Consider the following 12,037-nt stretch of genomic DNA (forward strand, 5'->3'; position numbering starts at 1 on the left):
CGGAGCCCCGCGCTCACCCGCCCGCCGAGGGCGCTGCGCATGCTGTCAAAATGGCCGCATGCTCAGGGTGGTTCGCTCTCTCGCGCCGGCGTGGATGCCGGCGTTCTTTTGTGCAGGCACCCTTCTGTTGCAAGGGTGCAGCCTGCTGCCGAAGAGCGAGCCGGCGGAAACTGAAGCTGCCGCGAGCCCGGTAACGAGCGACAGGCCGGCATCGCAGCGCGATGCGTTCACGGTAGAGGTGAAGGCGCCGGACACGGTGCGCGACTACCTCGTGCGCCATCTCGAAATCCAGCGCTATCGCCAGCTCGACGACCTCGGCGCGGCCGAGCTCTCGCGCCTGATGGTGGCCGCCGAAGGGAACGTGCGCGAGCTGCTCGGCACCCTCGGCTACTTCACGCCCACGCTCACGCTCGAACTGCGCGAGACGCCTGAAGCCCGCGCGCCGCGCGAGGTGAGGATCACCGTCGAACCCGGCGAACTCACGCGCGTCGCCAACGTGCAGATCGGCTTCAGCGGGCCGATCGAGAACGACGCCACGGCAGAGGCCCAGCGCGACTCGATCCGCACCGACTGGCCGCTGCGCGCCGGGCAGCCCTTCACCCAGCAGGCCTGGGACAACGCCAAGGCCGCCACCCTGCGCAGCCTGACGGCCAAGCGCTTCCCCACCGGCAGCATCGCCTCGAGCCGGGCCGAAATCGATGCCGACCGCAGCGAGGCCAAGCTCAGCCTCAACTACCAGTCCGGCCCCGCCTACCGCTTCGGTCCGCTCGAGGTGCGCGGCAACGAGCGCTACGACCCCGACGGCACACGCCGGATCGCGCGCGTGCCCACCGGCACCGACTACGACCAGCAGAAGCTGCTCGATGCGCAGCAGCGCCTCGCGAGCAGCGGCTACTTCGACTCCGTCTTCCTCACCCTCGACACCAACGGCACCAACCCGCTGTGGGCGCCGGTCATCGCCCAGGTGCGCGAGGCGCCGCTGCAGAAGGTGGTGCTGGGCGCGGGCTTTACCACCGACAGCGGGCCGCGGCTATCGGTCGACCACATCCACAACCGCATGCCGCTGCTCGGCTGGCGCGCCGTCTCCAAGCTCTCGGTGGACCGCGAAACCAAGTCGCTCGGCACCGAGTGGAACGCGATTCCCGACGACAAGGGTTGGCGCTTGTTCAGCTCGGGTTTGCTGAAGAGCGAAACCTCCGGCAGCTACGAGGTCGACAGCGGCCGGCTGCGCGGCGGACGCAGCAAGGCCGGCGACCACATCGACTTCAACTACTTCCTGCAGTACGACTATGCGCAGAACCGCGGCTTCAACGCGCCGCCCTCGGCCTCGGCGCTGAGCGTCAACTGGGGCTGGACCGGTCGCTACTTCGACGACGCGGGCGCGCCGACGCGCGGCCACGGCCTGGCGCTGGAGCTCGGCCTCGGCTACACGCTGACCGGCGAGCACCTGCCCTTCACGCGCGTCTACGGACGCTGGCTCGGCATCGTGCCGCTCGGCACAGTGACGAGCGACGACGGCACGCAAGCGCGCCGCGGCCGCATCCAGCTGCGCGCCGAGGCCGGCGCCGTGCTGGCCAAGGACAGCGCGCAGATCCCCTCCACGCTGATGTACCTGACCGGCGGCGACACCACCGTGCGCGGCTACAGCTATCGCCAGATCGGCACCGTCCGCAGCGACGGCCAGATCGTCGCCGGCCGCTACCTCGGCGTGGCCAGCGTCGAATGGCAGCGCCCCTTCGTCTACCGCGGAAAGATGACCGAATGGGAGAGCACGGTGTTCGTGGATGCCGGTGCGGTGGCCGACAAGCCCGGCGAACTCAAGGCCAAGGTCGGCGTCGGCGTGGGCGCGCGTTGGCGCAGCCCGGTAGGGCCGGTACAGGCCGACTTAGCCTACGGCTTGGACACCAAGAGATTCCGGCTGCACCTGCGGCTGGGCTTCACCTTCTGATATGCAGCAGGCGACGCAACTCTCCGCTCCACCGAAGCGCTCGCTCGGCCGCCGCGCGCTGCGCGCGCTGGCCTGGAGCCTCCTCGGCCTGGTCCTGCTGGTGGGCGTGCTCACGGCCGGCGCGTGGTGGTGGCTGGGTTCGAACGAATCGCTGGCCTTCGCGCTCGCGCGCGCCGCGCGCTACCTGCCCGCCGGCCAGACGCTGGAAAGCCGCGACGTCACGGGTTCGCTGCGCGCGGGCGGACGCATCGGCTGGCTGCGCTGGCAGAGCGAGAGCCTCGCGGTGGAGGTGCACGACGCGAAGATCGGCTGGCAGTTGGCGCCGCTCTTGAAGCGCAAGGTGCAGCTCGGCGAAGTGCATGCAGCGCGGCTGCTCGTCGAGCGCCGTGGCCCGATCGAGGACAAGCCGCTCGAACCCCTGGAGCAGATCGTGTTGCCGGTCGAGGTCGAGCTGCCCTTTCGCATCGACGAACTGCGCTGGGCCGGCCCGCCCGCGCTGCAGGCCACCCATTTGGCCGGCAGCTACCGCTACGCCGGCGCCGAGCACCAGCTCGAGGTGACGGGCGTGGACATCGCCGACGGCCACTACAGCGCACGCGTCAAGCTTCAAGGCCCGGCGCCGATGGCCATCGATGCCGCGCTCGACGGCCGGGTGCGCGCCCCGCTGGCCGAGGACCGCGGCATCGACGTGCTGGCGCAGGCGACCGTGAAAGGCACGCTCGCCGGCGCCGAGGCTCGGCTGGCGGTCGCAGCGCAATTGAAGCCGGCCGAGGACAGCGCGGCTGCGCCGATGCAGGCACAGCTCGACGCCCACATCGCGCCCTGGCTGCCGCAGCCGGTGATCGACGCCAAGGCCGATCTGCAGAACGTCGACCTGGCCCGCCTGTGGCCCGAGGCGCCCGCCACGCTGCTGAGCGGCAGCGTCGAGGCCGGCCCCGACGCGGGCAGCGCGGGCGCCGGCACGGTCTGGCAGGCCAGCGCCGACATCCGCAACGCACAGTCCGGCCCCTGGGACACCGGCAAGCTGCCCGTCGAGCAGATCGAGGCGCGCGCCAGCTTCGACGGCACGACCTGGACACTGCCCCAGGCGACCGTGCGCGCCGGCGGCGGCCGCATCGAGGCCGAGGGCCGCTGGAGCCCCGCGCCCGCACCGTGGCAGGCGCGGGCCAGGGTGCGCAGCGTGCGTCCCGGCGCGCTGCACACCGAGCTTGCCGGCGCACCGGTGAGCGGCAGCGTCACCGCCGAGCAGCGCGGCGAAGCGCTGATATTCGACGTGGCGCTGCAGGCCGAGGGCGGCGCCGGCAGCAAGGCGATGGAAGGCCTGCGCCTGGACCGCGCGCTGGCGCGCGGCCAATGGCAGGCGCAGGTGCTGGAGCTGCGCACGCTGCGCATCGAGGCATCGAATGCCAGCATCGAAGGCAAGCTGCAGGTTCGCATCGCCGAGCAGGCCGCGAGCGGCGACCTGAAGCTCGCGATGCCCGGCGGCGGCGCGCAGGTGCAGGGCCGCATCGCTCCGGCCAGCGGCGGCGGGGCGATTCAGGCCCAGGTCGACGATGCGGCCGCGCTGCAGGCCTGGGTCGAGCGCCTGCCCGGACTTTCGGAGGTGTTCGCGGGCACGAGCGCACAGGGCAGCGCGCGGCTCGATGCCAACTGGCAAGGCGGCTGGCAGGCCGTGCAGCGGCGGCTGCAGAACGCCAGCGAGCCGGCGCCGCGCGGCTCGGCCGAGCCCACGCTGAAAGCCAGCCTGTCCGTGCCGCGCCTGGACCTGCGCGTGGCGCCGCCCGCCAACGGGCCCGCGAAGACCGTGCAGTTGCGCGAGCTGCGCGCCGAGCTCGCCGGCAGCCTGGCGCGGGCCACGTTGGACCTGAAGGGCGAGGCCCGCAACGGCACGCAGAAATTCACGCTGGACACGCGCGCCAGCGGCGGCCTGGAACGGGCGAAGCAGTGGCGCGTCGCGGTCGCCAGCTTGCGCGCGCAGATGCAGGACAGCGCCGCCGCCAGCAGCGGTCCCTGGACCGTGGAGCTGAGCCGCGCCGTCAACGCCACCCTGCGCAGCGGCACGGCGGACCGCCTCGACGTCGAGGCCTCCGCCGCGGCTGCCACGCTGCGCGGGCCGGCGCCCGGCACCGTGCGCATGGAATGGGAACCCCTGCGCTACAGCCACAGCGGCGGCGCCTCCAATCGCGCCTTCCGCCTGCAATCGAAGGGCCGCATGCAGGGCCTGCCGATGGCCTGGGCCGAGGCGCTGGGTGGTGGCGCCGCGCTGGCCGAGGTCGGCATCAGCGGCGATCTACTCTTCAACGGCGAATGGGACATCGATGCCGTCGATGCGTTGCGCGCGCGCGTCCGGCTCACGCGCGAAAGCGGCGACATCCGCGTACAGGCCGGCGAGGCGGCGCTGGTCACCCGCATCACGAGCCGCGGCACCGGCAGCGCGAGCGAACGCAGCATGAACGCGGCCGGCGACGGCCAGAGCACGCCGGCCGGCCTGCGCCAGGCCGAGCTGCGGCTCGATGCCGAGGGCGATATCGTGCGCGCCGGCCTGGCCTGGGACAGCGAACGCGCCGGCCAGATCAATGCCGAAGCCAGCACGCGCGTGCTGCAGCGCGCGGGCGGCTGGCAATGGGCGCCGGATGCACCGCTCGCCGGCCGCGTGACGGCGCGCCTGCCCAATCTTGGCGTCTGGTCGATGCTGGCGCCGCCGGGCTGGCGCGTGGCCGGCACGCTGGAGGCCGACGCGGCGCTCTCGGGCAATCGCGCCGCGCCGCGCTGGAACGGCACGCTCGGTGCCGACAAGCTCGCGCTGCGCGCGCTGGTCGAGGGGCTGGACCTGCGCGACGGGCGCCTGCGCGCGACGCTCACGGGCGAGCGCATCGAGATCACCGAGTTCACGCTCAAGGGCGGCACCGGCAGCACCGCGCGCATCCCGGGCCAGAGCGGCAATCTCAGCACCGCGGCCAGCGCGGCCGCGAGCGACGGCGGCACGATCTCGGCGCGCGGCGAACTCAGCTGGGGCGCGGCACCGGTCGCCGGCACCGGCATCCGCATGGCCGTGCAGGCCCAGCTGCGCGCGCTGCGCATACTGGTGCGCAGCGACCGCCAGGTCACGCTCTCGGGCGATTTGCAGATGCGGCTCGACAACGGTCAATTCAGCGTGCGCGGCAACCTCAAGACCGATCGCGCCGTCGTCATCCTGCCCGACGAGACCGCACCCAGCCTCGGCAGCGACGTGGTGGTGCGCTCGGCCGCCAAGGACCGCGAGGCGGCCGAAGCCGCCCAGCGCCAGTTGGGGCGCGACGAGGCGCGGGTGGCCAAGGCGCAGACCGCCAAGCCGCCCGACATCGCGGTCAGCTTCGATCTCGGCGACGACTTCGCCGTGCAGGGGCGCGGCCTCACTACGCGGCTGGAAGGCAAGCTCGACATCCGCAGCGCCGCGTTGAACGCGCCGCCGCGTATCACGGGCGAGGTCAGGACCGTCAAGGGCCAGTACCGCGCCTACGGCCAGCGGCTGGATGTGGAAACCGGCATCGCACGCTTCAACGGCCCCTACGACAACCCGGCGCTCGACATCCTCGCGATCCGGCCCAACATTTCCCAGCGCGCCGGCGTCCAGATCAGCGGCACAGCGCAAACGCCGCGCGTGCGCCTGTATTCCGAGCCGACGCTGTCGGACGCGGAGACCCTGTCATGGGTCGTGCTGGGCCGCGCCTCGGCCACCAGCGGCGGCGAATCGGTCCTGCTGCAGCAGGCGGCGCTGGCCTTGCTGGGCGGGCTCGGCAAGGGCGGCACCGGCGGCGGGCTCGCGAGCCGCTTCGGCCTCGACGAGATCGGCTTCAAGGGCCCGGGCAACGGCGGCGACCTGCGCGAATCCGCCGTCACCGTGGGCAAGCGCATCTCCAAGGATTTCTACCTCACCTACGAACGCAGCCTCTCGGGCACCCTCGGCTCGCTGTTCATCTTCTACGACCTGACCCGCCGGCTGACCCTGCGCGGCCAGGCCGGCCAGCAAAGCGGTATCGACCTGATCTACACGGTGAAGTACGACTGAACTGGTAAAGTCGCCATCGCCTTCGTCCTCGTAGTTCAATGGATAGAACGGGGTCCTCCTAAGACTCAGATACAGGTTCGATTCCTGTCGAGGGCACACTGCCGACTAGGCAGAGCGGTGATGCCGAACGTCCAGCCAATCCAGCAGCTTCGTGATGGCCAGGCCCGCGAATGACGCAACCTCCACGACCATCGCCACCACGACCGCCAGCAGCTTCGGGTCGGGCAGATCGAATTCGAGAAGATCCAGGAGCGAACGCTCTGGTGGAGGAGAGATAGGCGGAGGTGGAAAGACGATCTCGACCCCGACCAAGCTGGACAGCGAGATCGTCGCAAGCAGGAACATCCAAACGAACAACCGTTGAAGTCTCTTGCGCATCTCTGCTGGTGACCCCATGTCGCTTTGTCCTTTCCAACCCCGGTTCGGCCGAATCGCCTCGTCAGAAAGGGCGCGGCGGCCACTGCATCGAGAGTACGCCTTAAGTATTCGTTTCTCCATAGGCGCTTTGTCATGACGCGCCTGGCTGCAATGCACCGGGGCACCGCGGAGGCGACACCGGCGGCTGCCAGAATTCGCTCATGACCGCCCAACCCCCAGCACACGATCTTGCCGTCCTCATCGGCCGCTTCCAGCCTTTTCACAACGCCCACCAGGCCCTGCTGAAGAAGGCGCTCGATGCGGCGCCGCGCGTGGCGGTGGTGATCGGTTCCGCCTTCCAGGCGCGCTCGCCGAAGAACCCCTTCAGCTGGCAGGAGCGCGCGGAGATGATCCGCCTTGCACTGCCGGACGCCGACCGGCAGCGCGTGCTCTTCGTGCCGATGCGCGACCACTTCGACGACGAGCGCTGGTTCGCCGAGGTGCGGCAGGAGATCGATGCCGCGCTCGCCGCGCAAGGCGCCGCGCCTTCCTCTTCGTCAACCGTGCTGATCGGCCACGTCAAGGACGCCACGCGCGACTACCTCCACGGCTTCGAAGGCTGGACGCTGCAAACGGTAGCGCGCGTTCACACCGCGAGCGCGAACGCGGTGCGCGCCGCGATCTTCGGCGGCGCGAAGGACGCACCGCAAACGCTGGCCCGCGCCGTGCCGGCCAGCACCCTCACCTTTCTGCGCGACTGGATGGCCGGGCCGCTGTTCGGCCAGCTCGGCCAGGAGTGGGAGATCCTCCGGCAGCACGACGCGTCATGGGCCGCATCGCCCTACCCGGTGGTGCTGGTCACCGTCGACTGCGTCGTGAAATGCCGCGACCGCGCGCTGCTGATTCGCCGCGGCCATGCGCCGGGCAAGGGCCTGACAGCGGTGCCGGGCGGCTTTCTCGAACAGCGCGAGACCACGCTGCAGTCCGCGCTGCGCGAACTCGAGGAAGAAACGCACCTCGATCTCCCGGCCGCCGCGCTGCTCGCCTGCCTGGCCAGCACCGAGGTCTTCGACCGGCCCGACCGCAGCCAGCGCGGCCGCACCATCACGCACGGGCACTTCTTCGATCTGGGCGATCGGGCGCTGCCGGCGGTGCGCGCCGACGACGATGCCGAGGCCGTCGAATGGGTGCCGATCGGCGAGCTGTGCGCGCGCGAAGAGCAGTTCCTGGACGACCACTTCCAGATGCTCGACCACTTCCTCGGGCTGCTGCCCCGGCCGGCCGCGCTGGCGTCGCCACGGTGATGTAGCGACCTGTAGGCCAACGCCCACGTGCGTGCATTGCCTTCTCCGGCAGGGCGGAAGGGGGGCGGCGGCTAATGTGCTTGCACATCCAGTTCCTCCTCCCGGCGCTTACGGCGCCGTTGCACAGCGCCCAACGGGGCGCTGTTTTTTTGCCGTCTGATCAGTGCGCCTGGCGGCGCAGCGCCTGCACGTCGGCATGCAGCGACAGCGCCCAGGCGCGGCGATCGCGGCCCCAGGAGGGCTGGGGCTCGCCGAAGCGCACGATAGCCAGGAGCGGCGGCGCCTTCAGCACCTGCCACAGCGAGCTGGCCAAGTTGTCGTCGTCGATGTAGCGCGGCGCCTCGCTGGTTTCGCCGGTGGCCGCGTCCGCAAAACGCAGCGCGATGGGTTGCACCGGCGCGCCCGAGGAGATGGCAGCCTGCAGCAGGTTGGCGTGGAAGGGCAGCACGCCGCTGCCGTCGCTGGTGGTGCCCTCGGGGAACACCGCGATCACGTCGCCGTTGCACAGCGCCTCGGTCATGTGGTGCACCACCCGCAGCGCATCGCGGCGGCGTTCGCGTTCGATGTAGAGCGAGCCGGCGCCGGTCGAGAGCGTGCCGATCAGCGGCCAATACTGCACGTTCGCCTTGGAAACGAAGCGCACGTGGCGCGCCGCGTGGATAGTGAGGATGTCCAGCCACGAGAGGTGGTTGCTCACCATCAGCACCGGCCCGCGGGCCGGGGGCGTTCCCTGCACCACGAGGCGGACGCCCATCAGGGTCAGCATGCGCTCGGCCCACTGCTGCACGCGCTGCTCGCGCTCCGCCGGCGAGAGCTTGTGAAACTGTGTGCGGATGGTCCACCAGCCGACATGCGCGTGCGCCAGGGCGCGCACCAGCTTCAGGAGGGCGGACAGGACCTGCATCGCGCGGTGTTCCCCCGGTTCAGCCGTGGACCAGCCGTCCGCCCACCAGCGTGAAGCGCGCTTGTCCGCGCAGCGCGTAGCCGCCGAAGGGCGTGTGCTTGCCCTGGCTGCGCAGCGCCTCGGGCCGTACCTGCCATTCGAGCGCGGGATCGACGACGCAGAGGTCGGCCGCGCCGCCCGGCGCCAAGCGCCCTGCTTCCGCCGCGCCGATCAGCCTGGCCGGCGCCGCGCTCACGACCTCGATGGCACGCGCCAGCCCGACGCCGCTCTGTTCGCCCCATTGCAGCGCCAGCGGCAGCAGCAGCTCGAGCCCCGTTGCGCCCGGCTCGCTCTCGGCGAAAGGCAGGGTCTTGGCATCGGCCTCCACCGGCGTGTGGTCGGAGACCAGCGCATCGATCGTGCCGTCGGCCAGCGCGGCGGAAAGCGCATCGCGGTCGCGCTGCTGCCGCAGCGGCGGATTGAGCCGCGCGCGGCTATCGAAGAAGCCGATGTCGGTGTCGGCCAAATGCAGCGAGTTGATGCTGACATCGCAAGTGAGCGGCAGGCCTTCGGCCTTGGCGGCGCGCACCAGCTCGACGCCGGCCGCGCTCGACAGGCGGCACAGGTGCACGCGCGCGCCGGTGCCGCGCATGAGTTCGACGATGGTGAAGATCGCGATCGTCTCGGCCGCGACCGGCACGCCGGCCAGGCCGAGTCGGGTGGCGAGCGGGCCGCTGGCAGCCACGCCCTTGCCCAGGTCGCGATCCTGAGGACGCAGCCATACGGTGTAGCCGAAGGTGCTGGCGTAGAGCAGCGCGCGCTGCAGCACCTGCGTGTTGCTCAGCGGGATGTCGGCTTGGCCGAAGCCGATGCAGCCGGCCTCGGTGAGCTCGGCCATCTCGGTGAGCACCTCGCCCGCGAGGCCGCGCGTGAGCGCGCCGAGCGGGAACAGGCGTGCGCTCTGCATCTTCTCGGCGCGGAACTTGAGCATCTCGACCAGGCCGGGCTCGTCGAGCACCGGGTCGGTGTCGGGCGGGCAGACCAGGCTGGTGACGCCGCCGGCAACTGCCGCGGCCATCTCGCTCTCCAGCATGCCTTCGTGTTCGTAGCCGGGCTCGCGCAGGCGCGCGGCTAAGTCCACCAGGCCGGGCACGACGAGGCAGCCCTGGGCATCGAGCGCGCGGTCGGCGCTGAAATCCGCCGGGACGCTGCCGATGGCGAGCACCTTGCCGTCGGCGATGGCCACGTCGGCCTGGCGGTCGATGCCCGACGCAGGATCGATGACGCGCCCATTGGTGATCAGAGTTTTCATGGTTGTTCTCTATGGCTCGACGGAAATGGCGAGCGAGCGGCGTAGCGAGCGGCCCGAGGTCGCGTCGAGCAGCGCAGCCGTACACCCGTACGGCGAGCAGCGCAGGCGCGAGATCGGGGCGCGCAGTAGCCGAACGCTCGCCATTTCATGCTTCGTTTCCGGCGACGATGCTCATCACAGCCATGCGGACCGCGATGCCGAATGTGACCTGCGGCAGGATCACGCTCTGCTGCCCGTCGACCACGGCAGAGTCGATCTCGACGCCGCGGTTGATCGGCCCCGGATGCATCACGATCGCATCGGGCTTGGCGAGCTGCAGCTTCTCGGGCGTGAGACCGTAGGTCTTGAAGAATTCCTGCGACGAAGGCAGCAGCGCGCCGCTCATGCGCTCGTTCTGCAGCCGCAGCATGATGATCACGTCGCAGTCCTTGATGCCTTCCTCGAGCGAGTGGCAGACGCGCACGCCCATCTGCGCCATGTCGCCCGGCACCAGCGTCTTGGGGCCGACCACGCGCACCTCGGCGCAGCCCAGCGTGGTGAGGCCGTGGATGTCGGAGCGCGCCACGCGCGAGTGCAGCACGTCGCCGACGATCGCCACCGTGAGGTTGGAAAAATCCTTCTTGTAGTGGCGGATCGTGTACATGTCGAGCAGCCCCTGCGTCGGATGCGCGTGCCGGCCGTCGCCGGCATTCACCACGTGCACGTGCGGTGCGACATGCTGCGCGATCAGGTAGGGTGCGCCCGACTCGCTGTGCCGCACGACGAACAGGTCGGCCGCCATCGCGCTCAGGTTGGCGATGGTGTCGAGCAGCGATTCGCCCTTGGTCGCCGACGAGCGCGCGATGTCGAGGTTGATGACGTCGGCCGACAGCCGCTTGGCCGCGATCTCGAAGGTGGTGCGGGTGCGGGTCGAGTTCTCGAAGAACAGGTTGAACACGCTCTTGCCGCGCAGCAGCGGCACCTTCTTCACCTCGCGGTCGCTCACGCTCGTGAAGTTGGCAGCGGTGTCGAGAATGTGGGTGACGATGTCCTTCGGCAGGCCCTCGATCGAGAGCAGGTGGATCAGCTCGCCGTTCTTGTTGAGTTGGGGGTTGCGTTTGTAGAGCATCAGGCCTCCCGCCGGGCCGCCCCAAGGGAGGCCTGCGCCCCCTCGGGGGGCAGCGAATACACGAAGTGATGAGCGTGGGGGCAGTTCATTTGCTTTCCTCGACCTGGAGGCTGAACACGCCATTGCCGTCGCGTGCCAGGGCAAGCGACTTCGATGCCGGCAGTTCGACGCGCGTGGCTGCGAAGTCGGCCGCCACCGGCAGCTCGCGTCCGCCGCGGTCCACCAGCACCGCGAGCCGCACGCAGGCCGGCCGGCCGAAGTCGAACAGTTCGTTCAGCACCGCGCGCAGGGTGCGGCCGGTGTAGAGCACGTCGTCGAGCAGGAGCACGTCGGCGCCGTTGACGTCGAAGGGGAGATGGGTCTGCGCGCTCGCGGCCAGGCCGCGGCGCGCGAAGTCGTCGCGGTGCATGGCCGAGGAGATGGTGCCGGGGGCGCCGGCGAGGCCCAGGTCTTTTTGCAGCCGCTCGACCAGCCAGGCGCCGCCGGAGGTGATTCCGACCAGGCGCGTGTCATGGCGCAGGAGGGATTTCACGCCGCGCAGCAGCTCGATGTAGAGCGCTTCGGCGTCAGGTATCGAATTCACGGAAGGCTCCTCAGGAACTGTTCAAGAATGATGCAGGCCGATGCGGCATCGGCGTCGCGCGCGCCCGATGCCAGCGCCTCGGTCGTGCTGTAGCGCTCGTCGACCTCGTAGACGGGCAGTCCGAAGCGGCCCCTCAGCTGCCGTGCGAAACGCTGGGCAGCCCGGGTGTTGTCGTGCGGGGCGCCGTCGGGATGGCGGGGAACGCCGACCACCAGCGCATCGGGCTGCCATTCGCGGATGCGGGCTTCGACCTGCGCAAAGCGTGCGTCGCCTTCGGCCTTGATGGTGGCTTGCGGCGTGGCGCTCTTCAGCAGCCGGTTGCCGCTGGCGACGCCTGTGCGCTTCTGCCCGTAGTCGAAGGCCAGAAAGCTTTGGAAATGGGAAGGAACAAGGACGGAAGGAGCAGCGCTGTCAGGCATCGCCGAAGCCTTCACTTGAGCCCCCACGCTCGGCACTGCGTGTCCTCGCTGCCCCCGGCGGGGGCGCGAGCTTGC

The 12,037-nt window shown here is 70.5% G+C and carries 9 protein-coding genes and 1 tRNA gene; 4 read left to right on the forward strand and 6 right to left on the reverse strand.

All coding sequences use genetic code 11. The features are described 5' to 3' along the window. The first annotated feature begins 58 nt into the window (after positions 1–58). From EJI01_RS18480 to EJI01_RS18490, 3 genes are all read left to right on the forward strand, one after another. A complete protein-coding gene (locus tag EJI01_RS18480) occupies positions 59–1,948 on the forward strand; it encodes an autotransporter assembly complex protein TamA (protein ID WP_126838596.1) in 1,890 nt (629 codons plus the stop codon). 1 nt (position 1,949) lies between these two features. Beyond that, positions 1,950–5,996, forward strand: a complete 4,047-nt coding sequence (locus EJI01_RS18485) for a translocation/assembly module TamB domain-containing protein (protein ID WP_126838597.1) — start codon at positions 1,950–1,952, stop codon at positions 5,994–5,996. 24 nt (positions 5,997–6,020) lie between these two features. Continuing rightward, positions 6,021–6,092 (forward strand) — tRNA-Arg (locus EJI01_RS18490). Positions 6,093–6,101: 9 nt separating this feature from the next. On the opposite strand, the gene EJI01_RS18495 is transcribed toward EJI01_RS18490, so the two are convergent. Next, positions 6,102–6,374 (reverse strand): hypothetical protein, encoded by a 273-nt coding sequence (locus tag EJI01_RS18495; RefSeq protein WP_126838598.1) that lies wholly within the window; start codon positions 6,372–6,374, stop codon positions 6,102–6,104. Positions 6,375–6,574: 200 nt separating this feature from the next. On the opposite strand from EJI01_RS18495, the gene EJI01_RS18500 reads away from it, so the two are divergent. Further along, a complete protein-coding gene (locus tag EJI01_RS18500; protein ID WP_126838599.1) occupies positions 6,575–7,657 on the forward strand; it encodes an NUDIX domain-containing protein in 1,083 nt (360 codons plus the stop codon). 160 nt (positions 7,658–7,817) lie between these two features. Here EJI01_RS18500 and EJI01_RS18505 read toward each other — a convergent pair whose 3' ends face one another. The 5 genes from EJI01_RS18505 to ruvX form a co-directional block, all read right to left on the reverse strand. Next, positions 7,818–8,561, reverse strand: coding sequence for a lysophospholipid acyltransferase family protein (locus EJI01_RS18505; RefSeq protein ID WP_126838600.1), 744 nt, complete (start codon positions 8,559–8,561; stop codon positions 7,818–7,820). Between the two features lie 19 nt (positions 8,562–8,580). Next, a complete protein-coding gene (locus EJI01_RS18510; protein ID WP_126838601.1) occupies positions 8,581–9,852 on the reverse strand; it encodes a dihydroorotase in 1,272 nt (423 codons plus the stop codon). Positions 9,853–9,997: 145 nt separating this feature from the next. Further along, positions 9,998–10,960 carry an aspartate carbamoyltransferase catalytic subunit gene (locus EJI01_RS18515; protein ID WP_126838602.1) on the reverse strand — a complete coding sequence of 321 codons (963 nt, stop codon included), beginning with the start codon at positions 10,958–10,960 and terminating at the stop codon, positions 9,998–10,000. Positions 10,961–11,045: 85 nt separating this feature from the next. Continuing rightward, positions 11,046–11,543 carry a bifunctional pyr operon transcriptional regulator/uracil phosphoribosyltransferase PyrR gene (gene pyrR, locus EJI01_RS18520; protein WP_126838603.1) on the reverse strand — a complete coding sequence of 166 codons (498 nt, stop codon included), beginning with the start codon at positions 11,541–11,543 and terminating at the stop codon, positions 11,046–11,048. Further along, positions 11,540–11,962 (reverse strand): Holliday junction resolvase RuvX, encoded by a 423-nt coding sequence (ruvX, locus tag EJI01_RS18525; protein ID WP_126838604.1) that lies wholly within the window; start codon positions 11,960–11,962, stop codon positions 11,540–11,542. The genes pyrR and ruvX overlap by 4 nt, the downstream gene beginning before the upstream one ends. Between the last annotated feature and the right edge of the window lie 75 nt (positions 11,963–12,037).

This window comes from Variovorax sp. MHTC-1 (assembly GCF_003984645.1).
GTDB lineage: Bacteria > Pseudomonadota > Gammaproteobacteria > Burkholderiales > Burkholderiaceae_C > Variovorax.

Excerpts from the sequence above, each read along its gene's own strand:
- EJI01_RS18480 (WP_126838596.1), top strand. The coding sequence starts at position 59 with ATGCTCAGGGTGGTTCGCTCTCTCGCGCCGGCGTGGATGCCGGCGTTC.
- ruvX (WP_126838604.1), bottom strand. The coding sequence starts at position 11,962 with ATGCCTGACAGCGCTGCTCCTTCCGTCCTTGTTCCTTCCCATTTCCAA.
- EJI01_RS18505 (WP_126838600.1), bottom strand. The coding sequence starts at position 8,561 with ATGCAGGTCCTGTCCGCCCTCCTGAAGCTGGTGCGCGCCCTGGCGCAC.
- EJI01_RS18510 (WP_126838601.1), bottom strand. The coding sequence starts at position 9,852 with ATGAAAACTCTGATCACCAATGGGCGCGTCATCGATCCTGCGTCGGGC.
- EJI01_RS18495 (WP_126838598.1), bottom strand. The coding sequence starts at position 6,374 with ATGCGCAAGAGACTTCAACGGTTGTTCGTTTGGATGTTCCTGCTTGCG.
- EJI01_RS18485 (WP_126838597.1), top strand. The coding sequence starts at position 1,950 with ATGCAGCAGGCGACGCAACTCTCCGCTCCACCGAAGCGCTCGCTCGGC.
- EJI01_RS18500 (WP_126838599.1), top strand. The coding sequence starts at position 6,575 with ATGACCGCCCAACCCCCAGCACACGATCTTGCCGTCCTCATCGGCCGC.
- EJI01_RS18515 (WP_126838602.1), bottom strand. The coding sequence starts at position 10,960 with ATGCTCTACAAACGCAACCCCCAACTCAACAAGAACGGCGAGCTGATC.